Origin of the sequence: Pseudodonghicola flavimaris (assembly GCF_030164425.1) — a bacterium.
Lineage (GTDB): Bacteria > Pseudomonadota > Alphaproteobacteria > Rhodobacterales > Rhodobacteraceae > Pseudodonghicola > Pseudodonghicola flavimaris.
Map to the genome: position 1 here is coordinate 96,599 of NZ_JASNJD010000011.1, position 26,359 is coordinate 122,957.

The 26,359-nt window shown below is 65.4% G+C and carries 25 protein-coding genes and 1 riboswitch; of the genes, 22 read left to right on the forward strand and 3 right to left on the reverse strand.

The features are described from left to right. Positions 1-72 precede the first annotated feature (72 nt). Positions 73-3,018, forward strand: coding sequence for an isoleucine--tRNA ligase (gene ileS / locus QO033_RS15175; protein ID WP_284481828.1), 2,946 nt, complete (start codon positions 73-75; stop codon positions 3,016-3,018). Between the two features lie 192 nt (positions 3,019-3,210). On the opposite strand, the gene QO033_RS15180 is transcribed toward ileS, so the two are convergent. After that, entirely contained in the window at positions 3,211-4,077 is an 867-nt protein-coding gene (locus QO033_RS15180) for a hypothetical protein (protein ID WP_284481829.1), read from the reverse strand. A 172-nt stretch (positions 4,078-4,249) separates the two neighbouring features. On the opposite strand from QO033_RS15180, the gene miaB reads away from it, so the two are divergent. The 16 genes from miaB to QO033_RS15260 all read left to right on the forward strand — a co-directional run bounded on the left by miaB (position 4,250) and on the right by QO033_RS15260 (position 19,077). Beyond that, on the forward strand, positions 4,250-5,572 hold the full coding sequence (gene miaB, locus QO033_RS15185; protein ID WP_284481830.1) for a tRNA (N6-isopentenyl adenosine(37)-C2)-methylthiotransferase MiaB: 1,323 nt from the start codon (positions 4,250-4,252) through the stop codon (positions 5,570-5,572). A 280-nt stretch (positions 5,573-5,852) separates the two neighbouring features. Next, positions 5,853-6,182 carry a hypothetical protein gene (locus QO033_RS15190; protein ID WP_284481831.1) on the forward strand — a complete coding sequence of 110 codons (330 nt, stop codon included), beginning with the start codon at positions 5,853-5,855 and terminating at the stop codon, positions 6,180-6,182. Positions 6,183-6,461: 279 nt separating this feature from the next. Next, positions 6,462-7,040, forward strand: coding sequence for an OmpA family protein (locus QO033_RS15195; protein ID WP_407682121.1), 579 nt, complete (start codon positions 6,462-6,464; stop codon positions 7,038-7,040). 11 nt (positions 7,041-7,051) lie between these two features. After that, entirely contained in the window at positions 7,052-7,348 is a 297-nt protein-coding gene (locus tag QO033_RS15200; RefSeq protein WP_284481832.1) for a hypothetical protein, read from the forward strand. 167 nt (positions 7,349-7,515) lie between these two features. Beyond that, the gene (locus QO033_RS15205) at positions 7,516-8,523 is read left to right on the forward strand and encodes a PhoH family protein (protein WP_284481833.1); all 1,008 of its coding nucleotides are present in this window, start codon (positions 7,516-7,518) and stop codon (positions 8,521-8,523) included. Positions 8,524-8,633: 110 nt separating this feature from the next. Beyond that, a complete protein-coding gene (gene ybeY, locus QO033_RS15210) occupies positions 8,634-9,146 on the forward strand; it encodes an rRNA maturation RNase YbeY (RefSeq protein ID WP_284481834.1) in 513 nt (170 codons plus the stop codon). 21 nt (positions 9,147-9,167) lie between these two features. Further along, positions 9,168-10,064 carry a hemolysin family protein gene (locus QO033_RS15215; RefSeq protein ID WP_284481835.1) on the forward strand — a complete coding sequence of 299 codons (897 nt, stop codon included), beginning with the start codon at positions 9,168-9,170 and terminating at the stop codon, positions 10,062-10,064. Next, positions 10,061-11,560, forward strand: a complete 1,500-nt coding sequence (lnt, locus tag QO033_RS15220) for an apolipoprotein N-acyltransferase (RefSeq protein ID WP_284481836.1) — start codon at positions 10,061-10,063, stop codon at positions 11,558-11,560. The genes QO033_RS15215 and lnt overlap by 4 nt, the downstream gene beginning before the upstream one ends. A 39-nt stretch (positions 11,561-11,599) precedes the next feature. Continuing rightward, positions 11,600-11,649: riboswitch (SAM-SAH riboswitch) on the forward strand. Between the two features lie 6 nt (positions 11,650-11,655). After that, positions 11,656-12,837, forward strand: coding sequence for a methionine adenosyltransferase (gene metK / locus QO033_RS15225; RefSeq protein WP_284481837.1), 1,182 nt, complete (start codon positions 11,656-11,658; stop codon positions 12,835-12,837). Positions 12,838-12,977: 140 nt separating this feature from the next. Beyond that, a complete protein-coding gene (locus tag QO033_RS15230; RefSeq protein ID WP_284481838.1) occupies positions 12,978-13,619 on the forward strand; it encodes a COG3904 family protein in 642 nt (213 codons plus the stop codon). Positions 13,620-13,671: 52 nt separating this feature from the next. Continuing rightward, entirely contained in the window at positions 13,672-14,379 is a 708-nt protein-coding gene (gene trmB / locus QO033_RS15235; protein WP_284481839.1) for a tRNA (guanosine(46)-N7)-methyltransferase TrmB, read from the forward strand. 53 nt (positions 14,380-14,432) lie between these two features. Then, positions 14,433-15,497 carry an amidohydrolase family protein gene (locus QO033_RS15240; protein ID WP_284481840.1) on the forward strand — a complete coding sequence of 355 codons (1,065 nt, stop codon included), beginning with the start codon at positions 14,433-14,435 and terminating at the stop codon, positions 15,495-15,497. Positions 15,498-15,588: 91 nt separating this feature from the next. Then, positions 15,589-16,941 (forward strand): 3-phosphoshikimate 1-carboxyvinyltransferase, encoded by a 1,353-nt coding sequence (gene aroA / locus QO033_RS15245; RefSeq protein WP_284481841.1) that lies wholly within the window; start codon positions 15,589-15,591, stop codon positions 16,939-16,941. Further along, on the forward strand, positions 16,938-17,456 hold the full coding sequence (locus QO033_RS15250; RefSeq protein ID WP_284481842.1) for a hypothetical protein: 519 nt from the start codon (positions 16,938-16,940) through the stop codon (positions 17,454-17,456). Before aroA ends, QO033_RS15250 begins: the two co-directional genes overlap by 4 nt. Further along, complete coding sequence (locus QO033_RS15255; protein ID WP_284481843.1) at positions 17,453-18,076, forward strand: (d)CMP kinase; 624 nt, start codon at positions 17,453-17,455, stop codon at positions 18,074-18,076. The genes QO033_RS15250 and QO033_RS15255 overlap by 4 nt, the downstream gene beginning before the upstream one ends. A gap of 2 nt (positions 18,077-18,078) precedes the next feature. Beyond that, positions 18,079-19,077: an aldo/keto reductase gene (locus QO033_RS15260; protein WP_284481892.1), complete on the forward strand. Its 999-nt coding sequence runs from the start codon at positions 18,079-18,081 to the stop codon at positions 19,075-19,077. Positions 19,078-19,141: 64 nt separating this feature from the next. Here QO033_RS15260 and QO033_RS15265 read toward each other — a convergent pair whose 3' ends face one another. Continuing rightward, positions 19,142-20,692, reverse strand: a complete 1,551-nt coding sequence (locus tag QO033_RS15265; protein WP_284481844.1) for an AMP-binding protein — start codon at positions 20,690-20,692, stop codon at positions 19,142-19,144. A 414-nt stretch (positions 20,693-21,106) separates the two neighbouring features. On the opposite strand from QO033_RS15265, the gene rpsA reads away from it, so the two are divergent. The 5 genes from rpsA to trpB all read left to right on the forward strand — a co-directional run bounded on the left by rpsA (position 21,107) and on the right by trpB (position 25,881). Beyond that, complete coding sequence (gene rpsA, locus QO033_RS15270) at positions 21,107-22,789, forward strand: 30S ribosomal protein S1 (RefSeq protein WP_284481845.1); 1,683 nt, start codon at positions 21,107-21,109, stop codon at positions 22,787-22,789. A 333-nt stretch (positions 22,790-23,122) separates the two neighbouring features. After that, positions 23,123-23,413 (forward strand): integration host factor subunit beta, encoded by a 291-nt coding sequence (ihfB, locus tag QO033_RS15275; protein WP_284481846.1) that lies wholly within the window; start codon positions 23,123-23,125, stop codon positions 23,411-23,413. A gap of 3 nt (positions 23,414-23,416) precedes the next feature. Continuing rightward, positions 23,417-23,764: a lipopolysaccharide assembly protein LapA domain-containing protein gene (locus tag QO033_RS15280; protein ID WP_284481847.1), complete on the forward strand. Its 348-nt coding sequence runs from the start codon at positions 23,417-23,419 to the stop codon at positions 23,762-23,764. Between the two features lie 11 nt (positions 23,765-23,775). After that, positions 23,776-24,459 (forward strand): phosphoribosylanthranilate isomerase, encoded by a 684-nt coding sequence (locus QO033_RS15285; protein ID WP_284481848.1) that lies wholly within the window; start codon positions 23,776-23,778, stop codon positions 24,457-24,459. 168 nt (positions 24,460-24,627) lie between these two features. After that, positions 24,628-25,881 (forward strand): tryptophan synthase subunit beta, encoded by a 1,254-nt coding sequence (trpB, locus tag QO033_RS15290; RefSeq protein WP_284481849.1) that lies wholly within the window; start codon positions 24,628-24,630, stop codon positions 25,879-25,881. A gap of 86 nt (positions 25,882-25,967) precedes the next feature. Here the strand turns inward: trpB and QO033_RS15295 are convergent, their stop codons facing one another. Continuing rightward, positions 25,968-26,288, reverse strand: a complete 321-nt coding sequence (locus QO033_RS15295; RefSeq protein ID WP_284481850.1) for an antibiotic biosynthesis monooxygenase family protein — start codon at positions 26,286-26,288, stop codon at positions 25,968-25,970. Positions 26,289-26,359 lie beyond the last annotated feature (71 nt).

Genomic DNA, 26,359 nt, shown 5'->3' on the forward strand with positions numbered 1-26,359 from the left:
GGCAAAGGTGCTTGAGCCATCGCACCGACCGCAGAAATTCCCCGATCCGAACATCGACGAAGGACGCCACCCATGTGCGCCGAAACTCCCGACTACAAAGACACGCTGAACCTGCCCAAGACCGATTTCCCGATGCGCGCCGGCCTGCCCAAGCGCGAACCCGAATGGCTGGAACGCTGGGCCCGGATCGGCATCTACGACCGGCTGCGCGACAAGGCGGTCGAGGCCGAGGGCACCGCCGCCGCGCGCAAGCCCTTCACCCTGCATGACGGCCCCCCCTACGCCAACGGTCACCTGCACATCGGCCATGCGCTGAACAAGACCATCAAGGACATGATCGTCCGGTCGCATCAGATGATGGGCTTCGAGAGCCGCTATGTCCCCGGCTGGGACTGTCACGGCCTGCCGATCGAATGGAAGATCGAGGAACAGTATCGCGCCAAGGGGCTCGACAAGGACGACGTGCCGGTGGTCGACTTCCGCCAGGAGTGCCGCAAGTTCGCCGAAGGCTGGGTCGACATCCAGCGTGAGGAGTTCAAGCGTCTGGGCATCACCGGCAACTGGGCCGATCCCTATCTGACGATGGATTTCCACGCCGAACGGGTGATCGCCGAGGAGTTCATGAAGTTCCTGATGAACGGCACCCTCTATCAGGGCTCGAAGCCGGTGATGTGGTCGCCGGTCGAGGAGACTGCCCTGGCCGAGGCCGAGGTCGAATATCACGACAAGGAGAGCTTCACCGTCTGGGTGAAATTCAAGGTGGCCGAGCCCGGAGACGGCCCGCTGGCCGGTGCCTATGTGGTGATCTGGACCACCACCCCCTGGACCATGCCGTCGAACAAGGCCGTGGTCTTCGGCGAAAACATCGCCTACGGCCTCTATGAGGTCACCGGCACGCCGGAGGAAAGCTGGGCCAATGTCGGCGACAAATACGTCCTGGCCGACAACCTGGCCGCCGATGTGATGACCCGCGCCCGGCTCGACGACAGCATGTACACCCGCCTGCGCGATGTGCCCGTCTCCGAGCTGGAGGGGGTGAAACTGACCCACCCGCTGGCCGGCGTCGAAGGCGGCAATGGCGAATGGGACGACCTGCGCGATTTCCGCGCCGCCGATTTCGTCACCGATACCGAGGGCACCGGCTTCGTGCATTGCGCCCCCAGCCACGGGATGGAGGAATACGAACTCTATCGCGGGCTCGGCATGCTGGATCAGGTGATCACCTACAACGTTATGGACGATGGCTCCTTCCGCGCCGATCTGCCCTTCTTCGGAGGCAAGCGCATCCTGCGGGCCAAACCCAAGAAGGGTGATTGGGAGGGCGACGCCAACGCCGCCGTGATCGCCAAGCTGGCCGAGGTCGGCGGTCTGCTGGCGCGCGGCAAGATCAAGCACTCCTATCCGCACAGCTGGCGGTCGAAGGCGCCGGTGATCTATCGCAACACGCCGCAATGGTTCGCCGCCATCGACCGCACCATCGGCGACGGCCAGGACAGCTACGGCACCACCATCCGCAGCCGGGCGCTGACCTCGATCGACGAGCTGGTGAAATTCACCCCGCAGACCGGGCGCAACCGGCTCTATTCGATGATCGAAAGCCGGCCCGACTGGGTGCTGTCGCGGCAACGCGCCTGGGGTGTGCCGCTGACCTGCTTCGTCAAGAAAGGCGCGCTGCCGACCGATCCCGACTTCCTGCTGCGCGATGCGGCGGTGAATGCCCGCATCGCCGAGGCCTTCGAGACCGAGGGCGCCGACGCCTGGTACAAGGACGGTGCCAAGGCGCGGTTCATCGCCGATGCCGCCGACCCGGAGGCCTATGAGCAGATCTTCGATGTGCTCGACGTCTGGTTCGACAGCGGCTCGACCCATGCCTTCGTGTTGCGCGACCGTGCGGACGGCACCGAAGACGGTATCGCCGATGTCTATATGGAAGGCACCGACCAGCATCGCGGCTGGTTCCATTCCTCGCTGCTGCAGGCCTGCGGAACCATCGGCCGCGCGCCCTATCGCAACGTGGTCACCCATGGCTTCACGCTGGACGAGAAGGGCAACAAGATGTCCAAATCGCTCGGCAACACCATCGTGCCGGAAGAGGTGATCAAGCAGTACGGCGCCGATATCCTGCGGCTCTGGGTGGCGCAGACCGATTATTCCGCCGACCAGCGGATCGGGCCGGAAATCCTCAAGGGTGTCGCCGACAGCTATCGCCGCCTGCGCAACACCTTGCGGTTCATGCTGGGCAGCCTGGGCGAGTTCTCCGAAGCCGACCGGGTGGCGCCGGACCAGATGCCGGAGCTGGAGCGCTGGGTGCTGCACCGTCTGGCCGAACTGGATAAGGTGGTGCGCGACGGCTATGCCGCCTTCGACTTCCAGTCGGTGTTCCAGTCGGTCTTCACCTTCGCGACGGTGGAACTCTCGGCCTTCTACTTCGACATCCGCAAGGACGCGCTCTATTGCGACGGCGACACCCCGCGCCGCCGTGCGACGCTGACGGTGCTCGATGCGCTGTTCCACCGGCTCACCACCTGGCTGGCGCCGATCCTGGTCTTCACCATGGAAGAGGTCTGGCTGGAGCGCTTCCCCGGCGGCGAAAGCTCGGTCCACCTGGTCGACTTTCCGGACACCCCGGAGGAATGGTTCGACGCGGAACTGGCGGCGAAATGGGCCGGTATCCGCCGGGTGCGCCGGGTGGTCACTGCGGCGCTGGAAATCCAGCGCAGCGAGAAGGTGATCGGCGCCAGCCTGGAGGCCGCCCCGATGGTCCATGTCGAGGATGCGGCGGTGCTGGCGGCGCTGAAATCGGTGGATTTCGCCGATATCTGCATCACCTCGGGGCTGACGCTGACCGGCGATCCCGAACCGCAGGAGGCCTTCCGCCTGCCGGAGGTCGAGGGGGTCGGCGTGGTCTTCGAGAAGGCCGATGGCGAGAAATGCCAGCGCTGCTGGAAAATCCTGCCCGATGTCGGCCATCACGCCCATGCCGGGGTCTGCGCCCGCTGCGACGCCGCATTGGGCTGAGGCCCTCCGCGCGTGCCCCTGACGGGGCGCGCGCCCGTCAGGGGGCTTTGCCCCCTCGGACCCTGCGGGTCCTCACCCCCAGAGTATTTTTGCAGAAAAGAAGCCACGGGCACCGGATCGCGCGTCCCGGGGCAGCGCCCCGTCCGCGATTTGACCCGGGTGCGTGGCCTCAGGCCCGGGCTCAGCTTCGGCTCAGAACCACTGGCCGGGCTCGATCAGCCCCAGATCCATCAGTTGCCGGGAATGCCACTCGAAGGGAGTGGAGTTGTGCCAGCGGAAGGTCGGGATGTCGAAGGTCGATCCGGGGTTCGATTTCAGCGCCTTGGCGGTGCGGAACGAACAGATCGCCGCGGTCAGGTTGTGGTGCCAGGGGCAGGAATAGGTGTTGTATTCCTGATCGTTGAAGGTGTGATCGGGCTGCAGTTCCAGCCCCGGCACGGCGCGGAACAGCGCGATCCGGTCGATCTTGCGGCTGGCTTTGGGGATATGCTCCTCATAGCGCCAGCGCAGCCCGCCGAAGAAATCCAGCTGACGTTCGCGCGGGTGGCCGGTGACCGGATCGGGCCGTGCCAGCGCGTAATAGCCGGAGCGGTCCAGATGCGCCCGGTCGAGCGAGACCGCATCGGGTGATTGCTCCAGATCGTCGGCGTAGAGGTCGATGACATAGGTCAGCATGGCATCGCGGCGTTCCTCGGCGTGAAAGGTCAGCATTTCGCCGATGCTGCGGGTCTCGCAGAAGGGGTAGAACAGATATTCCGCGTTATAGCCATAATAGAGCCAGATGCCGGGCGCTGCCGCGATCACCCGGTTGACGGCGGCGAAGACCGCGGCGGGGGCGCTGCAGTCGAACCGGACCCGGTGGATCTGCGCCTCGAGATCCGAGGGCAGGGCGAAGGCATCGGGCATCAGCGCCACCACGCTGGCGAAGCGGCATTGCAGGTGGTGGCGCAGGGTGGTGGCGATCTCGGTGGCATCCTCGACGAAGATCAGCGCCACCGGCCCCTTGGCCAGCGCCGCCTTGCCCCGGCCGAGGAAACTGTCGAGGGAATCGTGGATCATGATGTCGCTCTGCCCGCTCTGTTGCCCGCCCGGCGGTGTCCGGTTGCGGGCGATTGCGCCTTGCTGGCGTTTCCGCGAAGATTCGGGTATTCGGGCCGCCATTGCAAGCCGCCCGGCTTCGTCCGCCTGCCCGACGCGACGGAGCGCCCAGACCCTGCGAGACCCTGAGATCATGACCGCGCCGAAAAAACTCTATATCAAGACCTATGGCTGCCAGATGAATGTCTATGACAGCGAGCGCATGGCCGAGGCCCTGGGCGGAGAGGGTTATGTCGAGACCTCGCGCCCCGACGATGCCGACATGATCCTGCTGAACACCTGCCACATCCGTGAGAAGGCTGCGGAGAAGGTCTATTCCGAACTGGGCCGGTTCCGCGGGCTGAAGGCGGCCAATCCCGATCTGAAGATCGGCGTCGCCGGCTGCGTCGCCCAGGCCGAGGGCGAGGAGATCATGCGCCGCCAGCCGCTTGTCGATCTGGTGGTGGGGCCGCAGTCCTATCACCGCCTGCCGGAGATGGAGGCGAAGACGCGCGCGGGTGAAAAGGCGCTCGACACCGATTTCCCCGAGGAAGACAAGTTCGAGAAGCTGAAATCGCGCCCCAAGGCGAAACGCGGCCCGACCGCCTTCCTGACCGTGCAGGAGGGCTGCGACAAGTTCTGTGCCTTCTGCGTGGTGCCCTATACCCGGGGCGCCGAAGTGTCGCGCCCGGTCGATCGCATCCTGACCGAGGCGCGCGATCTGGTCGAACGCGGCGTGCGCGAGATCACGCTGCTGGGCCAGAACGTCAATGCCTATCACGGTGCCGGCCCGGATGGCGACTGGTCGCTGGCGCGGCTGATCTGGGCGCTGAACGATGTCGACGGGCTGGAGCGGATCCGGTTTACCACCAGCCATCCCAACGACATGGCCGACGACCTGATCGAGGCCCATGCCGACTGTCCAAAGCTGATGCCCTACCTGCATCTGCCGGTGCAATCGGGCAGCGATCGCATCCTGAAGCGGATGAACCGGTCGCATACCGCCGAAAGCTATCTGAAGCTGATCGAGCGGCTGCGCGCGGCGCGGCCCGATCTGCATATGTCGGGCGATTTCATCGTCGGCTTCCCGGAAGAGACCGAACAGGATTTCCAGGACACTTTGGCGCTGGTCGAGGCGGTGCAATACGGCTCTGCCTTCTCGTTCAAGTACTCCACCCGTCCCGGCACGCCGGCGGCGGAGCGGTCGCAGGTCGACGAGGCCGAGAAAGACGATCGTCTGCAGCGGCTGCAGGCGCTGCTGACCCGCCAGCAGCGGGCGCTGCAGGATGCCATGGTCGGCCGTGAGGTCGGTGTGCTGTTCGAAAAACCGGGGCGGTTGCCGGGGCAGATGGTCGGCAAGTCCGATTACCTGCACGCGGTACATGTGGACAGCGATGCCGTCGTCCCGGGCGATCTGGCGCGGGTACGCATCGTCAGCTCCGGCCCGAATTCGCTCGCCGGCGAAGTGCTGGGCTGAGCGGTCGGCCCGGGCAGGACGCTCCGCAGGGATCTGACCACGATTCGGCCTGCGATCCGATGTCCCGACCCCAGATCATGGGGGTGTTTGTTCCGCAGGGCGCACATGTTCCTACGGAGCCTCGGCACTGTTTCCTGTTTTAGTCTAATCTTAATGAAAATTTTGCCAGGCCCCCCGCGGAGCGTATGATGGAGCGAGCTCACGCCCGATCTCGGCAACGAGGTGGCAAACGTCCGGTGGAGCCGCAACGCATAGGAATTCTCGATTTCGGAGGTCTCGAATGAGACGAGTGATGATCGCCGCGGCCCTTCTGGGCGCTCTGGCAACGCAAGCATCGGCTGAGGCCTACAAGCTGACCGCAGACGGAAACACCATGATCGTGAGCTGCTTTCGCGGCCCTTGGAAGGACGTGATCTGGGACCGGCCGAATTCGAACTTCATCGATAGCCTGATCGACTTCGGCTACGACTATCCCAACGCTCATGCCATCGCCGAGCGCATCTGCCGCGACGACCGGCTGGTGAACAACAAGGAGGCGATGAAAGCGGAGATGATCCGCATCTATTACGAGTCGCCGGAAATCCGCGCCAAGACCCGCATCCTACGCTAAGCTGCGGGTCGGATCGCCGGCCGTGGCGCCCCGTGCCCGGCCCGCGCCTTGCGGCAGCGGCTGAGGGCCGTCCCGGCCGGGGCGGTCGTTTCGATGCGGCGAACCCGTCGGGGCTGAGTGAAATGTGCTTGTCTCTGGTGGCCTGCGCGCATGACCCCACAAGATGTGGTGGTTTTTTACTTCACAAAATACGTGATTTTTCCTAACCTTGCCGCATTACCAACGGGGGCGTCCCCAATTGCGGGAAGCTGCGTCATATTCGGGGGATAAAAGGTGAAAATATCGAAGGTGATTGAGAATTTGGCGGCGCGCGCGACGACGGCGCTGATCGCCGCACTGGCGCTGGCGTTTGCCTTTGCCACCGTGGCGGAGGCGCAATCCGGGACCCGCACCGTTGTCGGCGAGAAATATATTCCCACCATCTGGGTCGATCCCGATGGCTGCGAACACTGGGTGATGGATGACGGCGCCGAGGGCTATATGACGCCGCATGTGCGCCGGGATGGCACCCCGGTCTGCCGCCGTGGCAATCTCTGCGGGTCGCTGCCGGCGGATCAGTTCTTCGCCACCGACAAGTATTACATCAACGAGGCCGGCAAAGAGCGGCTGCGCCAGTTCTTCCGCAATGCCGGCGCCCGTGGTTACATCATCACCGGCCATACCGACAGCCGTGCCTCCGACGCCTATAATATGCGCCTGTCGATCAACCGTGCCAACTCGGTCGCGCGGGTTGCCCGCTCGGTCGGGGCGCCGGTCTTCGATGTGCGCGGCTACGGCGAACGCGACCCCCGGGTGCCGAATACCTCTGCTGCCAACATGGCGCAGAACCGTCGGGTCGAAATCATCTGCGTGCAGTGAGGAGAGAGAGTATGAACCTGGTTAAATCCGTCGCCCTCATCGCTGCCTTCGGCACCCTCGCCGCCTGCGAGGCCACCGACAAGACCCGCGACCGCAACATCTTCGACACCAAGGACCTCAGCCAGCTGAAAGCCGGCATCTGGGTCGATCCCAACGGCTGCGATCACTGGATCATCGACGATGGCGTCGAAGGCTATCTGTCGCAGCGGCTCAGCCCGGATGGCAAGCCGGTCTGCTCCGGTGTGGCGCCGCCGAACACCGCCACCGGCCCCTTCAAGGAAGGCTCCTGGGTGCCCGATACCATCTGATCTGCGATCTGATCGCGGGGGCGGTCCGGCCCTTGCCCGCATCGCGGCCGTCCCCCGGGGGGCGGCCTTTTTTTCGTGTCAAATCGGCGAAAACGCGCGCCGCCCGCTTGCGCGATGACAGCGATCTTGGCAGGCTGGAAACAGGAGCCTGACACAAGGAGAGTGGATTGGCCATTGGTGCCCTGACCCCACCGCATACCGACGCAGCACCGCGGCAGGTGCTGATCGAATTTCCTGACAATCGCCTGCTGATCGATCTCTGCGGCGAACATGACCGTAACCTGGCCGAAATCGAACGCGCCCTCTCGGTGCATATCCACCGGCGCGGCAACCAGCTCGAGGTGATCGGAGAGGAGGCGGCGCAGGATCAGGCCGCCCAGGTGCTGCAGGCGCTCTACGAACGATTGGAAGGCGGGCGGGCGCTGGAAACCGGTGATATCGACCGCGAATTGCGGATGGGCGGCGCCGAGGCGGGCGGCGGTGCCCGCGACGGCGATCAGCTGGAGATGTTCAAGGGCGGCCCGATCGAGATCAAGACCCGCAAGAAGCCGGTCGAACCCCGCACCCAGGCACAGAAGGCCTATGTCCGCTCGCTCTTCGAATACGAGCTCGCCTTCGGCATCGGCCCGGCCGGCACCGGCAAGACCTATCTGGCTGTCGCCGTCGGCGTCAGCATGTTCATCAACGGTCTGGTCGACCGCATCATCCTGGCCCGCCCGGCGGTCGAGGCCGGCGAAAAGCTCGGCTATCTGCCCGGCGACATGAAGGACAAGGTCGATCCCTACATGCAGCCGCTCTACGATGCGCTGAACGATTTCCTGCCGGGCAAGCAGCTGGCCAAGCTGATGGAGGAAAAGCGGATCGAGATCGCGCCGCTCGCCTTCATGCGCGGCCGCACCCTGTCGAATGCCTTCATTGTGCTGGACGAGGCGCAGAACGCCACCACCATGCAGATGAAGATGTTCCTCACCCGCCTCGGCGAAGGCTCGCGCATGGTGATCACCGGCGACCGCAGCCAGGTCGACCTGCCGCGCGGGGTGCCCTCCGGCCTCTGGGATGCGGAGCGGCTTCTGGGCGAGGTGCCGGGCATCAGCTTCAACTACTTCACCGCCGACGATGTGGTGCGCCACCCGCTGGTCGCCGCCATCATCAAGGCCTATGAGGCCGACGCCTGACCGCCGGGGCGCCCTGTGGCTTCTTCTCTGTGCAAATACTCCGGGGGTGAATTGGCCGCAGGCCAAGAGGGGGCTGGCCCCCTCCCGCCGGCTGCCGTAAAGCCCGCGCCATGACACTAGAGCTCGACATCGAAGACCCGGCCTGGGAGGCGCTCGACCTCGCCGCACTGGCGCAGCGCGCAGTGGCTGCGACGCTCGTCCATCTCGGGCTCGACCCCGAGCTGTGCGAGATCGCGCTGCTGGCCTGCGACGATACCCGCATCGCCGCGCTGAACGCCGATTTTCGCGACAAGCCCACCGCCACCAATGTGCTGAGCTGGCCGGCCGAGGAGCTGGCCGCCGAGGCTCCGGGCGGCATCCCCGACCTGCCGGAGCCGGATTTCACCGGGGAAATTCCGCTCGGCGATATCGCCATCGCCTATGGCACCTGCGCCCGCGAGGCGACGGAACAGGGCAAGAGCCTTGCCGACCATTGCACCCATCTGATCATCCACGGGCTTCTGCACCTGCTGGGCTACGACCATATCCGTGACCCCGATGCCACTCTGATGGAGGGTCTGGAGATCGAAATACTTGGCAGTCTGGGGTTGAATGACCCATATAATGCCTCTGACGGGCCTTAGGGCTCTTTTCGGATAGGACCAATGGGCGACGACGACTCTTCTATCGCAGCGCAGAGCGCGCAACAGGACAGCGACACGGGTGAGACCGGCGAGAGGCCGGGACTGTTAGGACGGATTCTGGAAGCTTTCTCGGGAACCGAGGAGACTCAGGCAGCGCCTGAGACGCATGAGCCGCATCAGCAGGTGCACAGGCCGCATGGGATGATCAACCTGCGCCGCATGCGGGTCGAGGATGTCGCCATCCCCACTGCCGAGATCGTGGCGGTGCCCAATACGATTTCCATGGAAGATCTGGTCAATGTCTTCCGCGAAAGCGGCATGACCCGGATCCCGGTCTACGAGGGCACGCTGGACACGCCGCTGGGTTTCGTCCACCTCAAGGATCTGGCGCTGACGCATGGGTTCAACGGCGATGACGAGGCAGAGTTCGATCTGGGCTCGATGCTGCGGCCGCTGCTGTTCGTGCCGCCGTCGATGCCCATCGGGGTGTTGTTGCAGAAGATGCAGTCGGAGCGCCGCCATATGGCGCTGGTGATCGACGAATACGGTGGCGTCGACGGTCTGCTGACGATCGAGGATCTGATCGAACAGGTCGTGGGCGAGATCGAGGACGAGCACGACACCGACGAAGACAAGCTCTGGATGAAGGAAAAACCCGGCGTCTACATCGCCCAGGCGCGGGCGCCGCTGGAGGATTTCGAGGCAGAGATCGGCCGGTCGCTGACCAATCACGAGGATGTCGACGAAGAGGAGATCGACACGCTCGGCGGTCTGGTCTTCATGCTGTCGGGCCGGGTCCCGGCGCGCGGCGAGGTTGTGGTGCATCCCGACGGGCCGGAGTTCGAGGTGATCGACGCCGATCCGCGACGGATCAAACGCCTGCGGGTGCGGTTGCCGGATCTGGCGGCGGTGGGATGACCGGGATCGGCCGCTGGCCGCTCTGGCGCCGGCTGGGGCTGGCGGCGGGGGCGGGGGCGCTTGGCGCTCTTGGGTTGGCGCCCTTCGGGCTCTGGCCGCTGGCGTTGCTGGCGCTGGCGGCGCTGCCGGCGCTCTACCTGTCGGCCGGGCGGGGGCGGGACGCGGCGCTGATCGGCTGGGCCTTCGCCACCGGCTGGTTCGCCAACGGTCTGTCCTGGATCGTCGAGCCGTTCTTGGTCGAACCCGAGGTCTATGGCTGGATGGCGCCCTTCGCGCTGGTGCTGATGGCCGGCGGGCTGGCGCTGTTCTGGGGGGCGGCCTTCTGGGGCGGCTTCCGCGCCGCATCGCGGCCGGGGGCGCGCATCGCGGCGCTGATCGTGGTGCTTTCGCTGGCGGAATTCGGCCGCGCCTATCTGCTCACCGGCTTTCCCTGGGCGGCGCTGGCGCAGGTCTGGACGGCGACGCCGCTATTGCAGCTTCTGGCCTGGATCGGCCCGCAGGGGCTGGCGCTGACGACGCTGCTGGCCGCGCTGTTGCCCGGTGCGGCGCTGGTCACCCGGCGGCACCGTCTGCTGTCATTGTTGCCCTTGGCGCTGCTGGGGCTTGCCGCTCTGGCATGTGCCCGGCTGCCAGAGCCGGCGTTGACCGGTCACACCGTGCGGGTGGTGCAGCCCAATGCGCGGCAGGACCAGAAATGGGACCCGCAGTGGATGCCGGTCTTCTTCCGTCGCCAGATCGAATATACCGCCGCCGATCCGCGCCCCGACTTGGTGGTCTGGCCGGAAAGCTCGGTGCCGGTCTGGCTGGAGGAGGCAGGCCCCACCTTCGCCCGGATCGCCGAGGCGGCGCGCGGCGCCGACGTGGTGCTGGGCATCCAGCGCTATGAGGATCTGCGCATCTACAACTCGCTGGCGCATCTGGACGGCAACGGCCGGCTGGCCGGGGTCTACGACAAACACCACCTGGTGCCCTTCGGGGAATATATGCCGCTGGGCGATATCGCCGACCGCTTCGGGCTGCATGGATTCGCCGCCCAGGCCGGCCAGGGCTACAGCCCCGGGCCGGGCGCAGAGTTGATGGGGCTGGGGGATTTCGGCCCGGCGCTGCCGCTGATCTGCTATGAGGCGGTGTTCCCGCAGGACGTCAACGCGGCGCCGGGACGGCCGCGGCTGCTGTTGCAGATCACCAACGACGCCTGGTTCGGCACCCGGTCCGGCCCCTATCAGCATCTGGCGCAGGCGCGGATGCGGGCGGTGGAGCAGGGGGTGCCGATGGTGCGCGCCGCCAATACCGGGATTTCGGCGGTGATCAGCCCGCGCGGTCGGATCCTGACCGAATTGCCGCTGGGAGAGGCCGGCTATGCCGATGCGCTGCTGCCGCAGCCGCTGGCCCCGACGCTCTATGCCCGCACCGGGGACTGGCCGGTGTTCGGGCTGCTCGTCCTGGCGGCGCTCGCCCTCTGGGCCCTGCGGCGTCGCGGGCTCTCCCGCAAATAGCGATTGACCCGTGCCGATCAGGCGCGTACCGGTTCTAGGTGCCTGTCACAACGGCTTCCTGGCGTGACAGAGGGAAAATCAATGGAGCGCTTTTCATGACCCGAAAGAACTATATCTTCACCTCCGAGTCCGTTTCGGAGGGCCATCCGGATAAGGTCTGCGACCGTATCTCCGACGCGGTCCTCGACGCCTTCCTAGCCGAGGAACCCGAAGCCCGTGTCGCCTGCGAGACCTTTGCCACCACCGGCATGGTCGTGATCGGCGGTGAAGTCGGTCTTTCGGATCAGGAGCGGCTGAAGAACTACATGGGCCGGATCGGCCAGATCGCCCGCGACTGCATCCGCGACATCGGCTATGAGCAGGAGAAGTTCCACTGGAACACCTGCCACGTGCTGAACTTCCTGCACGAGCAGTCGGCCCATATCGCCCAGGGCGTCGATGCCGCCGACAACAAGGACGAAGGCGCCGGCGACCAGGGCATCATGTTCGGTTATGCGACCGACGAGACCGAGGCACTGATGCCCGCCCCGATCCAGTACAGCCACGCGATCCTGCGCCGTCTGGCCGAGGCCCGCAAATCCGGCGCCGAGCCGACACTGCGCCCGGATGCGAAAAGCCAGCTTTCGGTGGTTTACGAGAACGGCAAGCCGGTTCGCGTCAGCTCCATCGTGCTGTCGACCCAGCACGAGAGCGAGAGCCAGACCAGCGACGACATCCGCCAGATCGTGGAACCCTATATCCGCGAAGTGCTGCCGTCGGGCTGGATCACCGAGGAAACCGAATGGTGGGTCAACCCGACCGGCACCTTCGTGATCGGCGGTCCCGATGGCGACGCCGGCCTGACCGGCCGCAAGATCATCGTCGACACCTATGGCGGTGCGGCCCCGCATGGCGGCGGCGCCTTCTCGGGCAAGGACCCGACCAAGGTGGACCGCTCGGCGGCCTATGCGGCGCGCTATCTGGCGAAGAACGTGGTTGCCGCCGGGCTGGCGCATAAATGCACCCTGCAGCTGTCCTATGCCATCGGCGTCAGCAAGCCGCTGTCGATCTATGTCGATACCCACGGTACCGGCGAAGTGCCCGACGAGGTGATCGAAAAGGCGGTTTCGCAGTCCATGGACCTGAGCCCGCGCGGCATCCGTCAGCACCTGCAGCTGAACAAGCCGATCTATCAGCGCACCGCCGCCTATGGCCATTTCGGCCGCGAGCCCGATGCCGACGGTGGCTTCAGCTGGGAGAAAACCGATCTGGTCGAGACGCTGAAAAAAGCGGTCTGAGGCCGGCTGAACGCAGTGCGAATGGATCGAAAGGCGGGCCATGGCCCGCCTTTTTTTCGGGCCGGGCGCCTTGCCATGGACATTCGGGCCGGGGGCAGGTCATAGATGGGGCAGGCCCTTGATCGACCGGGAGAAAGACCATGCTCCGTGCCGCAATCGCAGCCCTGCTGACGGCGTTGCCGCTGGCCGCCGTGGCGCAGCAGGACGATGCCGGTCTGGCCAAGTTCAGCGTCGACGGCGTCACCCTGATCTACGACACCGAAACCACGGTGGAGGGGGAAGAGGCGGAGATCACCTATGAGGATATCGACCGGCTGCGCGCGTTGCTGCGGGACAATGACGGCATCAAGGTGCTGGAACTGAACAGCACCGGCGGCGGCGTCTTCGCCAGCGAAGAAATGGCCCGGATCGTGATCGACTTCGGGCTCGATACCGTGGTCTCGGGCAGCTGCGTCAGTTCCTGCGTCAATGTCTTTCTGGCCGGCACGTCGCGGCGCATGCTGCTGGGCTCGAAGATCGGCTTTCACCGCCGGCAATGGTCGGCCGCCGCGATCGAGGACTATTACGAGAGCCAGCGCGAATCGCGGGGCTGGGATACCCCCTATGAATTCGCCTCCTGGGTCTATGAGGATACCCAGGCGGAGACCTACAAGCATCTGGCCTATATGATCTCGCGCGGGGTGGACCCGGCCTTTGCGATCCGCACCAAGGCGGTCTCCAACGACGATGAATGGTATCCCTCCCGGCTGGAGTTGTTCCAGGCCGGCGTTCTGACCGAGTGAGCGACCGCGACAGCCGTTGCCCCGACTCGGCAAGATCGCTAAACGGCGCGGCATGAGCACCAGCACCCCCGACCGCCCCTTTCGCAATTTCTATGGCCGTATCCACGGCAAGACCCTGAAGAAGAACCAGCGTCTCTATCTGGACGAGGACCTGGCGCCGTTGTCGCCGGGACCGGTCAGCTGGGAGGACAACCCGGCGCGCACGCCGCTGGATCTGGCGGCGCGGTTCGGCGATCGGCCGGTCTGGCTTGAGGTCGGCTTCGGCGGTGGCGAACATATGGTGCATCAGGCGGTGCAGAACCCGGATGTCGCCATCATCGGCGCGGAACCCTTCATCAACGGCGTCGCCATGCTGCTGGGCAAGATCCGCAAGGCCGGGGCGGAGAATGTCGCGGTGCATCCGGGCGATGCGCGCGACCTGATGGATGTACTACCCGATCAGTCGATCAGCCGCGCCTTCCTGCTCTACCCCGATCCCTGGCCGAAGAAGCGGCACCACCGCCGCCGGTTCGTGACCCAGGAACATCTTGAGCCGCTGGCGCGGGTACTGAAGCCGGGCGCGATCTTTCGGGTCGCCACCGACATTCCCGACTATGTGCGCCAGACGCTGGAGGAAGTGCCGAAGGCCGGCTTCGAATGGCTGGCGGAACGGCCCGCCGACTGGCGCCAGCCCTGGGACGACTGGCTGTCGACCCGCTATGAGCAGAAGGCGCTGCGCGAGGGGCGGGTGCCGCATTACCTGACCTTCCGCAGGACTTGATTTTCGGGGGCACGGGCGCAGACTGACGGGGTATTTCGTCAAAGAGTTCGCCCATGTCCCCCATCCGCATCGTCAACTGCCATATTCATACCTTCACCTCGGACCATGTGCCGCGGGATTTCCCCTATCGCTGGCTGCGCCCGTTTCGCCGGGCGCCGCATCTGATCCGCGGTCTGGCGCGGCTGGCCGGCTGGATGGGGCGGGAACGCCTGGCCGACCGGCTGGAGCGGCTCTATCAGTTCCAGCAGCAGGGGGCGCGGGCGACCCAGGCCGATATCCTCGCTGACGTGAAACGCCACTACCCGGCCAATACCCGCTTTGTCGTGCTGCCGATGGATATGGCCAACACCGGCTATGGCCCGGTGCCGGTGGGGCTGAAGGACCAGCATGACGAGCTTTACCGCCTGCGGCAGAGCGATGCGCATCTGGGCACGGTAATCCCCTTCGCCAAGGTCAACCCGCTGGCGCCCGGCAGTGTCGACGAGGCGCTGCGGGCGATCACCCATCTGGGGTTCGAGGGACTCAAGCTCTATCCCCGGCTGGGCTATCCACCCGATCACCCCGACCTGATGGAACGGGTCTATCCCGAGGTGGTGGCGCGGGGCCTGCCGGTGATGACCCATTGTTCGCGCGGCGGCGTGCAGGGCCGCATGGTCGAGGATTACAAGGCCGATCTCTATACCCGGCCAGAGGCCTATCTGCCGGTGCTGCACGCCTTTCCGCAGATGCGGCTGTGTCTGGCGCATTTCGGCGGCCAGAAGGACTGGCAGGCCTACGCCGACGGCACCGAACCTTCGGGCGCGGCCAACTGGCAGGTGCAGATCCGGCGGATGATCGGCAGCGGCGCGTTTCCCAACCTCTGGACCGATATCTCCTACACGCTGTTTCACTTCGACGATTACATCCCCTTTCTGCAGCTGTTCCTGAACGGTCGCGATCCGGCGTCGAAACGGTTGCAGGACCGGGTGCTGTTCGGCTCGGATTTCTACATGACCCGGCAGGAGCGGCTGAGCGAGAAGGCGGTCTGCTTCCGGCTGCGCAATGCCTTGGGAGAGCCGCTCTTCCGGCGCATCGCCGAGGAGAATCCCCGGCGCTGGCTGGAGGGGCCCTCGGTCTGAGCCGGATCGGGCAAACACCGCATGGACGCCTGCGCCGTCTTGCGCTACCCAAGCGGTCGAACGATCTGGCCCAGCAAGGAAGAGCCCCGAGATGTCCGGACATGGTACCCCGATCCCGATGACCGCCGGCCACGCCGGTCCGCTGACCGGCGTGGCCGAGGTGCCCGGCGACAAGTCGATTTCGCACCGGGCGCTGATCCTTGGCGCCATGGCGGTGGGGGAGACCCGGATCACCGGCCTGCTGGAAGGTGAGGATGTGCTCGACACCGCCAAGGCGATGCGCGCCTTCGGGGCCGAGGTGACGCGGGACGAGGATGGCACTTGGCATGTCCATGGTGTCGGTGTCGGCGGCTTCGCCGAGCCCGATCAGGTGATCGACTGCGGCAATTCCGGCACCGGGGTGCGGCTGATCATGGGGGCGATGGCGAGCTCGCCGATCACCGCCACCTTCACCGGCGATGCCAGCCTGACCAAACGGCCGATGGCGCGGGTGACCGATCCGCTGGCACTATTCGGGACGCGGGCCTATGGCCGCTCCGGCGGGCGGCTGCCGATGACGATCCAGGGCGCCGCCGATCCGGTGCCGGTCAACTACACGGTGCCGGTGCCCTCGGCCCAGGTGAAATCCGCAGTGCTGCTGGCCGGGCTGAACGCCCCGGGGCAGACGGTGGTGACCGAACGCGAAGCGACCCGCGATCACACCGAACGCATGCTGGCGGGTTTCGGCGCGGAAATCACCACCGAGGAGACCAACGAGGGCCGGGTCATCACGCTGACCGGCCGGCCCGAGCTGACGCCGCAGGTGATCGCGGTGCCGCGCGACCCCTCCAGCGCCGCCTTTCCGGTCTGCGCGGCGCTGATCGTCCCGGGCTCCGATCTGCTGGTGCCGGGCATCGGGCTGAACCCGACGCGCGCCGGGCTCTTCACCACGCTGCGCGAGATGGGCGCCGATCTGACCTATGAGAACGAGCGCGAAGAGGGGGGCGAACCGGTGGCCGACCTGCGGGCGCGCTATTCCCCCGACATGAAGGGGATCACCGTGCCGGCGCATCGGGCCGCCAGCATGATCGACGAATATCCGATCCTATGTGCGGTTGCCGCCAATGCCACCGGCGCCACCATGATGGAAGGCGTCCGCGAGCTGAGGGTGAAGGAATCCGACCGAATCGCCGCCATGGCCGATGGGCTGCGCGCCTGCGGTGTGCCGGTGGAGGATGGCGAGGACTGGATGGAGGTTCAGGGGCTCGGCGCCGGCGGGGTGCCGGGCGGGGCGATCTGCGCCACCCATCTGGATCACCGCATCGCCATGTCCTTCCTGGTGCTGGGGATGGCGGCGCAGCAGCCGGTCTCGGTGGACGACGGCAGCCCGATCGCCACTTCCTTCCCGATTTTCGAGCCGCTGATGGCGGCCCTGGGCGCGACGATCGCGCGGACCGGGGCGTGAACCGGAAGAGCGTCGCATATTGGACGCTCTTCGCGGTGACGCTGGCGGTCTACGGCACGATGGCGGGCTGGACCCTGCCGGCGATTGCCCGCGACGCCGGCGGGCTTGCCGCCCTCGACATGCGCCCCGGCGGCTATTCGCCGGAGGAAGCGCGCGCGTTTCTCGTCGCGCTGGGGGACCGGGGGCGGGCAATCTATCTGGGGCCGCAGCACCGGCTCGACCTGATCTATCCGGCGCTGCTGGCGTTGCTGCTGATCGGGGCAGTGCGGGCGCTGATCGCCCCGCTCTGGCTGCAAATCTGCCTGAGCCTGCTGGCGCTTGGCGGAATGGCGGCCGATTATCTGGAAAACGCCCGGGTGGCGGCACTGTTGCGGCGGGCTGATGCGATCCCCGATGCCGCGCTTGTGGCGGCGAGCCGCGCCACCGAGTTCAAGGCCGGGCTGACGGCGCTGGTGATGCTGGCGGTCTGCGCCGGCCTGGTCCGGGCGGCATGGAAGGCATGGAGAAAGACATGAGCGAACCCTTTACCATCGCGATCGACGGGCCGGCGGCCTCCGGCAAGGGCACGATTTCCAGGGCGGTCGCAGCCCGTTTCGGCTGCGCGCATCTCGACACCGGGCTACTTTATCGCGCGGTGGGGGCGAAGATGCTGGAGGGGGTGCCGCCGGTCGAGGCGGCGCGGACCCTGACCGCCGCCGATCTGGAGGCCGGCGATCTGCGTACCGCCGAAATCGCCGATGCCGCCAGCAAGGTCGCGGTGATCGCCGATGTGCGTGCGGCGCTGGTGGATTTCCAGCGCGCCTTTGCCCGCCGGGCCGGCGGCGCGGTGCTGGACGGGCGCGATATCGGCACGGTGATCTGCCCACAGGCCGAGGTGAAGCTCTTTGTCACCGCCAGCCCGGAGGTGCGTGCGCATCGCCGCTATCTGGAACTGATCGCCAAGGGCGCCCGGACCACCGAAGACGAGGTCCTGGCCGATGTGATCGCCCGTGACGAGCGGGATCGCGACCGGGCGACCGCGCCTCTGCGTGCGGCAGAGGATGCCGTCTTCATCGATACCTCTCACCTCGGGATCGAGGATGCGGTCGAGGCCGCTGTCGAGGTGATTGCAGCGAAACGAGCAGAAAGGGCATGACCATGCTGATGCGTAAAATGGGGGCCTCGGGCCCGGAAATCTCGGCTCTGGGCGTCGGGGCGATGTCGTTCTCGAATTTCTACGGGCCGACCAACGAGGCCGAAAGCCATGCGATCCTAGCCGCGGCGCAGGACCTGGGGATCACCCATATCGATACCGCCAACATTTACGGCATGGGCAGGTCGGAAACGGTGATCGGCACCTTCTTCAAGGCCAACCCGGGCGCGCGCGACGGGTTTCATATCGCCACCAAGGCCGGCATCACCAAGGACGAGGACGGCACACGCTGCTTCAAGAACTCGCTTGAGCATCTGGAGGCCGAGCTGGACGCGTCGCTGGCGCGGATGGGGATCGACTGTGTCGATCTGATGTATATCCACCGCCGTCAGGCCGACATGCCGATCGAAGAGGCGGCCGGCAACCTCGCCCGGCTGGTGGAGAAGGGCAAGGCCAAGTCCATCGGGTTTTCGGAAATCGCTCCCTCCAGCCTGCGCCGGGCGGCCAGCGTCCATCCCATCGCGGCGGTGCAGTCCGAATATTCGCTGTCGACCCGGGCGCCGGAACTCGGGCTGGTGCAGGCCTGCGCCGAGCTCGGCACCGCGCTGGTGGCCTTCTCGCCGGTGGGCCGGTCGCTGCTGACCGACACGCCGATCCCGCGCGAGGTGGTGCCGACGCTGGCGTTCGCTGCCAACAACCCGCGGTTCATGGAGCCGAACCTGACCTTCAACCTCGAGATCACCGAAGGGTTCCGCAAGCTGGCGGCCGAGATGGGCACCAGCGCCGCGGCGCTGTCGATCGCCTGGCTGATCCATCAGGGCGATCACGTCATCCCGATCCCCGGCACCCGGTCGGTCGATCACTTCCGCCAGTTGGTGGCAGGCTGCGACCTGACGCTGAGCGCCGCCGATCTGGCCCGCATCGAAGAGGTGCTGCCGCTGGGCTGGTGCCATGGCGACCGCTATAACGAAGTGCAGTGGGTCGGCCCGGAACGGTTCTGCTGAACAGAAAACGCCCGGCCTCGCGGCCGGGCGACTTCTCAGGTGACAGGCGCGAAAGCGCGGGCGCTCAGGTGCCGACTTCCTCGCGCAGCAGGCGGCGGAGGATCTTGCCGGCGGCGGATTTCGGGATTTCCGACACGATCCTCATCCGGCGGATCTGCTTGTAGTGCGACAGCCGCCCTTCCAGATATCCCTGCAGCGTCTCCAGCGTCGGCTCGGCCCCCGGGGCAGGGACGACGAAGGCCATCGGGATTTCGCCTGCGTCTTCATCCGGAACCCCGATGACCGCCACATCGGCGATCTCGTGATGGGTGAGGATTTCCGCCTCCACCTCGGCCGGGGCGACCTGGAAGCCCTTGTACTTGATCAGCTCTTTCAGGCGGTCGGTGATATAGAGATATCCGTCCTCGTCGAAATGGCCGATGTCGCCAGTGCGCAGCCAGCCGTCTTCGACGATGGTCTCCGCGGTGGCCTTGGGATTGTTGAGATAGCCCTTCATCACCTGCGGGCCTTTCACCCACAGCTCTCCATCCTCGCCCAGCGGCAGATCCTGGCCGGTGGCCGGATCGACGATGCGGCATTCGGTGTTCGAGATCGTCACCCCCGAGGCGCCGGGCTTGCCGTGGCCCTGGGGCGAGATATGGCTCACCGGGCTCAGTTCGGTCATGCCGTAGCCCTGGGTGGCGTTGGTGCCGAGCCGCGCGCCCATGGCTTCGGCCACATCGGCCCCGAGCGGGGCGGCGGCGGAGTTCACCTGCTCGACGAAGGAGAGATCGTATTTCTCCACCAGCGGATGCTTGGCCAGCGCCAGCGCCACCGGCGGCACGATCCACAGCCGCGGCGTGCGAAACTTGCAGGTCAGCTCCAGGAACTGTTCCAGATCGAAGCGCGGCATCGTCACCAGACCGCCGCCGGCGGCCAGATAGATGTTCATCAGCACTTCCAGCCCGTAGATGTGGAAGAACGGCAGGAAGGCCACGGTCATTTCGCCCGGGCGGACATCCGCCGGCAACAGCGCCTGATCGATGTTCATCGACAGGTTGCGGTGGGTCAGCATCACCCCTTTGGGCAGGCCAGTGGTCCCCGAGGAATAGGGCAGGGCGACGATATGCTCGTCCAGATCGACCGGCGCCTGGGTCTCCATCGGCGGCCCCATCATCGCGGTCAGCGGTGTTGCGCCCTCGGCCTCGCCGATGACGATGATCTGCTGCACATGCGTCCCCTCGACCGCGGCGCGGGCGGTCTCCATGAAGGGGGCGACGGTGACCAGGACATCGGCACCCGAATCGAGCAGCTGATGCTTGACCTCATGCACGGTATAGGTCGGGTTGACGGTGGTGATGGTGTTGCCGGCCCAGGCGGCGCCATGGAAGACGACGCAATATTCGGGAATGTTCGGCGCCATCAGCGCGATCACCTTGCCGGGCGCCAGACCTTTCTGGGTCAACCCCCCGGCGAGCGCCTTGACCGCGCCGACGAACTGCGCACCGGTCAGCTCCCGGCCGCTGGGACCGTCGATCAGCACGGTCCTGTCGGCCACGATTCCTTCGAAAACACGCTCGGTGACGGACTTTTCGCTCAGGGCGATGTCCGGAAAACGACTCTTGATAACTGTCATGTAATCTCCTCCCGCGGGCATCACTACACAGAGCAAGGGGATTTCCAAGCCGTTTTCCCCGCTGTTCCGTAGCGGCAATCGGGCGGGGTTTCGGGCGCCGCGGTTTTGCCGGGCGCTTTGCCGCGTGTCGCGCCAGACGCCGTTCCGGACGTGGCTGTCGCGCTGAGCATCGGGGCCGGCCGGAGGCCGGACCTTTGGCGGGGATGGGTGCAATTTCCTTGCGCTTTAGGCCGAAAACCGCTATGAGGCCCCCGTCGAGAAGGGCGGGAAACGTCCACAGGACGAAGAGATCGAGCAGGGTCGGGATACACCGGCCCTCTTTGTTTTGTGCGATGCGTCTGACCAATGAAACCCCAAGACCGGCGGAGACAACCGCGCGGCCGGAAAACTGAACGTTAGGAAACCAGAGACCACATGGCTCAAAACACATCCATGGAGGAGTTCGAAGCCCTCCTGAACGAAAGCTTCGAAATGGACACGCCCAACGAGGGCAGCGTCGTCAAAGGCAAGGTCATCGCCATCGAGGCGGGTCAGGCCATCATCGATGTCGGCTACAAGATGGAAGGCCGCGTCGATCTGAAAGAATTCGCAAATCCCGGTGAAGCCCCCGATATCGCCGTTGGCGACGAGGTCGAGGTTTATCTGCGTGCCGCAGAGAACGCCCGTGGCGAAGCCGTGATCAGCCGTGAGATGGCCCGCCGCGAAGAGGCCTGGGACCGTCTCGAAAAAGCCTATGCCGACGATCAGCGCGTCGAAGGCGCGATCTTCGGTCGCGTCAAAGGTGGCTTCACCGTCGATCTGGGCGGCGCCGTGGCCTTCCTGCCCGGCAGCCAGGTCGATGTGCGCCCCGTGCGCGATGCCGGCCCGCTGATGGGTCTGAAGCAGCCCTTCCAGATCCTGAAAATGGACCGTCGTCGTGGCAACATCGTCGTGTCGCGTCGTGCCATCCTGGAAGAAAGCCGTGCCGAACAGCGCGCCGAAGTCATCTCGAATCTGACCGAAGGTCAGACCGTCGAGGGCGTGGTCAAGAACATCACCGAATACGGTGCGTTCGTTGATCTGGGCGGTGTCGACGGCCTGCTGCACGTCACCGACATGGCCTGGCGCCGTGTGAACCACCCGTCGGAAATCCTGTCGATCGGCGAGACCGTCAAGGTTCAGGTCATCAAGATCAACAAGGAAACCCACCGTATCTCCCTGGGCATGAAACAGCTGCAGGAAGATCCGTGGGATCTGGTTGGCGCCAAATACCCGCTGGGCTCGGTCCACAAGGGTCGTGTCACCAACATCACCGATTACGGTGCGTTTGTTGAGCTGGAACCCGGCGTCGAAGGTCTGGTGCACGTCTCCGAGATGTCCTGGACCAAGAAGAACGTCCACCCCGGCAAGATCGTTTCCACCTCGCAAGAGGTCGACGTCATGGTTCTGGAAATCGACGCCGCCAAGCGTCGCGTTTCGCTGGGCCTGAAACAGACCATGCGCAACCCGTGGGAAGTCTTCTCCGAGACCCATCCGGAAGGCACCGAGGTCGAGGGCGAGGTCAAGAACATCACCGAATTCGGTCTGTTCATCGGCCTGGACGGCGACATCGACGGCATGGTTCACCTCTCCGACCTGTCGTGGGACGAGCGTGGCGAAGACGCGATCCAGCACTACAAGAAGGGCGACATCGTCAAAGCCGTCGTCTCGGAAGTGGATGTGGACAAAGAGCGTATCTCGCTGTCGATCAAGGCCCTGGGCGGCGACAAGTTCGCCGAAGCCGTGGGCGGCGTGAAGCGTGGCTCCGTCATCACCGTCAACGTCACCGCGATCGAAGATGGCGGCATCGAAGTGGAATACGAAGGCATGAAGTCCTTCATCCGCCGCTCCGATCTGTCGCGTGACCGCTCCGAACAGCGCCCCGAGCGCTTCTCGGTCGGCGATCATGTCGATGTCCGCGTCACCAACGTCGACAGCAAATCGCGTCGTCTGGGTCTGTCGATCAAGGCACGCGAGATCGCTGAAGAGAAAGAGGCCGTCGAACAGTACGGTTCCTCCGACTCCGGCGCATCGCTGGGTGATATCCTGGGCGCGGCGCTGAAAGGCTCCGACGACTGATCATCGCTCTGCCGATGAGGAAATTGCAGCAGGCCCCGGGCGCATCGCCCGGGGCCTGTTTGCGTTCGCCGCTCCGATCTTTGGCCGGAGGGGCGATTCGCGCCCGGTCCGCGCGGGTGGGCAGGGGCCTGTCGGAAGGATGCCGGAGGATGTCGATTTCCGCGCCCTTGCCTGCTCAGCCGGCTCTCCGGGGCGGCTGCGGTGCGGCGGCGACGGGAAATTTGCGTGACAGTTCCTGTACTTCCGGTTCCCGACGGCGCAGATTGTGCCTATAGTCGGGGAAAGAGTCGCGCAAAGAACGTCCCGCAACCATGGGCCTTGGGAGGGCTACACATGATCCGGTCGGAACTGATTCAGAAAATTGCGGATGAAAACCCGCATCTGTACCAGCGTGATGTCGAGCGTATTGTGAACACGGTTTTTGAAGAAGTGACCTGCGCCATGGCGCGCGGCGACCGGGTGGAACTGCGCGGCTTCGGCGCCTTTTCGGTGAAGAAGCGCGATTCGCGGGTTGGCCGTAACCCGCGGACCGGTGAGACCGTCCATGTCGAAGAGAAATACGTTCCCTTTTTCAAGACGGGCAAGCTGCTGCGCGACCGGTTGAACGGGAAAGAAGAAGAGTAGTCTATGCGCTATATTCGTTATGCGATCCTCGCGGTGATCGCGATCGGGCTGATTTCGGTCTCCATGGCCAATCGCGGCAGCGTTGTCCTGCAACTGTTGCCAACCGATATCGCCGATCTTCTGGGCTGGAACTTCTCGCTGACCCTGCCGCTCTTCGTGGTGGTGCTGGGCGGTGTGGCGGTCGGCGTGGTGGTCGGCTTCGTCTGGGAATGGCTGCGCGAACACAAGCATCGCCGCGACGCCAATCGCAGCGGTCGCGAGGTCCGCAAGCTGGAGCGCGAGGTGACCCGGCTGAAGAAGGACAAGACCAAGGGGCAGGACGAGGTTCTGGCGCTTTTGGACGACGCCTGAGGCCGATTGCCATGAGCACTGACATCCGGGTGAAGATCTGCGGGCTGCGCAGCCCTGCCGACGTGCAGGTGGCGGCAGAGGCCGGCGCCGTCTATGGCGGTTTCGTCTTCTTCCCCAAGTCCCCGCGCCATCTGACGGCTGAGGCGGCCACGCCGTTGGCGCTGGAGGCCCCGCCGGGCCTGTGCAAGGTGGCGCTGGTGGTCGATGCCGACAATGATCTGCTCGACCATATCCTCGGCCGGGTGCCGATCGATATGCTCCAGCTTCACGGTCATGAAAGCCCGGCGCGGGTGGCCGATGTGCGGGAGCGCTACGGGCTGCCGGTGATGAAGGCGCTCGGCGTCGCCGGACCCGACGACCTGCCGCAGATCGATCTGTATTCCCAGGTCGCGGACCAGCTTCTGATCGATGCCAAGCCGCCGAAGGATGCGGCGTTGCCGGGTGGCAACGGGCTCAGCTTCGACTGGCAGCTGCTGGCGCGGCGCAAGTACTGGCAGCGGCCGTGGATGCTGGCCGGCGGGCTGACCCCGGAGAATGTGGCCGAGGCTTGCCGGATGACCGGGGCGCGTCAGGTCGATGTCTCCTCCGGCGTCGAAAGTGCGCCGGGAGTGAAGGATGCCGGGAAGATCCGCGCCTTTGTCGCCGCCGCCCGGGGCGTGACCGGGGCCAGGGGCGCGCCGCCGAAACTGGTCTGAGGATCAGGGGAGGGCCCGGCGATCCCGGGCCAAATTCCTTCGAAGAAGCTTGCCGGGACTTTTGGAAAAGTCTTGGGCGATGCGTCAGCCTTGGCGCGGGGGCTGAATCCGCTGGAAATCGCGGCCTGCGCCTTTTATGCAAAGGTCCAGACCAGAGAGGGCAGTTTCATGGCCAACGATCTTATCAACTCCTTCATGTCCGGCCCGGATGAGAACGGCCGCTTCGGCATCTTCGGTGGCCGCTTCGTCTCCGAGACGCTGATGCCGCTGATCCTGGAGCTCGAAGCCCAATACGAACGTGCCAAGACCGATCCCGAGTTCTGGGCCGAGATGGACGACCTGTGGAAATACTATGTCGGCCGGCCCTCTCCGCTCTATTACGCGGAGCGCCTGACCGAGGAACTGGGCGGGGCGAAGATCTACCTGAAGCGGGAAGAGCTGAACCACACCGGTGCCCATAAGATCAACAACGTGCTGGGCCAGATCCTGCTGGCCCGCCGGATGGGCAAGACCCGGATCATTGCCGAAACCGGCGCCGGCCAGCATGGGGTGGCCACCGCCACCGTCTGTGCCAAGTTCGGCCTGAAATGCATCGTCTACATGGGCGCGACGGATGTGGAGCGCCAGGCGCCCAACGTCTTCCGCATGCGGCTGCTGGGGGCGGAGGTGGTTCCGGTCACCTCCGGGCGCGGCACGCTCAAGGACGCGATGAATGACGCCATGCGCGACTGGGTCACCAATGTGCATGATACCTTCTACTGCATCGGCACTGTGGCCGGCCCGCACCCCTATCCGGCGATGGTCCGCGATTTCCAGGCCATCATCGGCAAGGAGACCCGCTGGCAACTGGAGGAGCAGGAAGGCGAGGGGCGTCTGCCCGATACCATCGTCGCTGCCGTTGGCGGCGGGTCGAACGCGATGGGGCTGTTCTATCCCTTCCTCGACGATCCCTCGGTCAACATCATCGGGGTCGAGGCCGGTGGCCATGGCGTCGACGACCGGATGGAGCATTGCGCCAGCCTGACCGGCGGTCGCCCCGGTGTGCTGCATGGCAACCGCACCTATCTGCTGCAGGATGAGGATGGCCAGATTCTAGAGGGGCATTCGATCTCGGCCGGGCTCGATTACCCGGGTATCGGGCCGGAACACTCCTGGCTGCATGATACCGGTCGCGCCAGCTATGTCTCGGTCACCGACAAGGAGGCGCTGGAGGCATTCCAGCTGCTGTGCCGGACCGAGGGGATCATCCCGGCACTGGAATCGAGCCACGCGGTCGCCCATGTGCAGAAGATCGCGGGCGGGCTGCCCAAGGACCATATCATCGTCATCAACCTGTCCGGCCGGGGCGACAAGGACATCTACACGGTGGCCAAATTCCTGGGCTTCGACATGTCGGACACCGAGGGCCGCACCGCCGACTGAGGCACCTGCGCTCTCCGGACGTGAAAAAGGCGCCCTTCGGGGCGCCTTCCTTGTGTCAGGACCGTTGTTCTGGTCGCTTGGCGCGCTCAGGCCTCCAGCAGCACGGTCTCGAAGCCCTCGAACTGGGGATGACCCATGATCGGGCTTTCGCCGTCGCGCTTGCCGGCGTTCTTATGGGCGGCACGGAATTGTTCGGATGTGGTCCAGGCCTCGAAATCCGCCTTGCTCTCCCACAGCGTATGGCTGGAATAGAGCGTGTGGTCCTCGTTCTGCGGACCTTTCAGCAGGCGGAATTCGCGAAACCCCTTCATCTCGTTCAGGCGGCCTTCGCGGTCTCTCCAGATTTGTTCGAAATCGGCTTCGCGTCCGGGGTGGATCTTGAAGCGGTTCATGGCGATGAAGCTCATTGTGCTCTCGTCTGGCTGTTGCTGTTTCCGGGAAAGAGCTGGCGGAACGGGCAGGGCCGAACGGGCTGGCT

Bases quoted from the DNA above. Each gene is read 5' to 3' on its own strand.
- QO033_RS15260 (WP_284481892.1), top strand. From the start codon at position 18,079: ATGCTGATGCGTAAAATGGGGGCCTCGGGCCCGGAAATCTCGGCTCTG.
- ybeY (WP_284481834.1), top strand. From the start codon at position 8,634: ATGACACTAGAGCTCGACATCGAAGACCCGGCCTGGGAGGCGCTCGAC.
- QO033_RS15230 (WP_284481838.1), top strand. From the start codon at position 12,978: ATGCTCCGTGCCGCAATCGCAGCCCTGCTGACGGCGTTGCCGCTGGCC.
- trmB (WP_284481839.1), top strand. From the start codon at position 13,672: ATGAGCACCAGCACCCCCGACCGCCCCTTTCGCAATTTCTATGGCCGT.
- QO033_RS15295 (WP_284481850.1), bottom strand. From the start codon at position 26,288: ATGAGCTTCATCGCCATGAACCGCTTCAAGATCCACCCCGGACGCGAA.
- metK (WP_284481837.1), top strand. From the start codon at position 11,656: ATGACCCGAAAGAACTATATCTTCACCTCCGAGTCCGTTTCGGAGGGC.
- aroA (WP_284481841.1), top strand. From the start codon at position 15,589: ATGTCCGGACATGGTACCCCGATCCCGATGACCGCCGGCCACGCCGGT.
- ileS (WP_284481828.1), top strand. From the start codon at position 73: ATGTGCGCCGAAACTCCCGACTACAAAGACACGCTGAACCTGCCCAAG.
- QO033_RS15200 (WP_284481832.1), top strand. From the start codon at position 7,052: ATGAACCTGGTTAAATCCGTCGCCCTCATCGCTGCCTTCGGCACCCTC.
- QO033_RS15190 (WP_284481831.1), top strand. From the start codon at position 5,853: ATGAGACGAGTGATGATCGCCGCGGCCCTTCTGGGCGCTCTGGCAACG.
- QO033_RS15215 (WP_284481835.1), top strand. From the start codon at position 9,168: ATGGGCGACGACGACTCTTCTATCGCAGCGCAGAGCGCGCAACAGGAC.
- miaB (WP_284481830.1), top strand. From the start codon at position 4,250: ATGACCGCGCCGAAAAAACTCTATATCAAGACCTATGGCTGCCAGATG.
- QO033_RS15240 (WP_284481840.1), top strand. From the start codon at position 14,433: ATGTCCCCCATCCGCATCGTCAACTGCCATATTCATACCTTCACCTCG.
- rpsA (WP_284481845.1), top strand. From the start codon at position 21,107: ATGGCTCAAAACACATCCATGGAGGAGTTCGAAGCCCTCCTGAACGAA.
- trpB (WP_284481849.1), top strand. From the start codon at position 24,628: ATGGCCAACGATCTTATCAACTCCTTCATGTCCGGCCCGGATGAGAAC.
- QO033_RS15255 (WP_284481843.1), top strand. From the start codon at position 17,453: ATGAGCGAACCCTTTACCATCGCGATCGACGGGCCGGCGGCCTCCGGC.
- lnt (WP_284481836.1), top strand. From the start codon at position 10,061: ATGACCGGGATCGGCCGCTGGCCGCTCTGGCGCCGGCTGGGGCTGGCG.
- QO033_RS15180 (WP_284481829.1), bottom strand. From the start codon at position 4,077: ATGATCCACGATTCCCTCGACAGTTTCCTCGGCCGGGGCAAGGCGGCG.
- QO033_RS15285 (WP_284481848.1), top strand. From the start codon at position 23,776: ATGAGCACTGACATCCGGGTGAAGATCTGCGGGCTGCGCAGCCCTGCC.
- QO033_RS15265 (WP_284481844.1), bottom strand. From the start codon at position 20,692: ATGACAGTTATCAAGAGTCGTTTTCCGGACATCGCCCTGAGCGAAAAG.
- QO033_RS15280 (WP_284481847.1), top strand. From the start codon at position 23,417: ATGCGCTATATTCGTTATGCGATCCTCGCGGTGATCGCGATCGGGCTG.
- ihfB (WP_284481846.1), top strand. From the start codon at position 23,123: ATGATCCGGTCGGAACTGATTCAGAAAATTGCGGATGAAAACCCGCAT.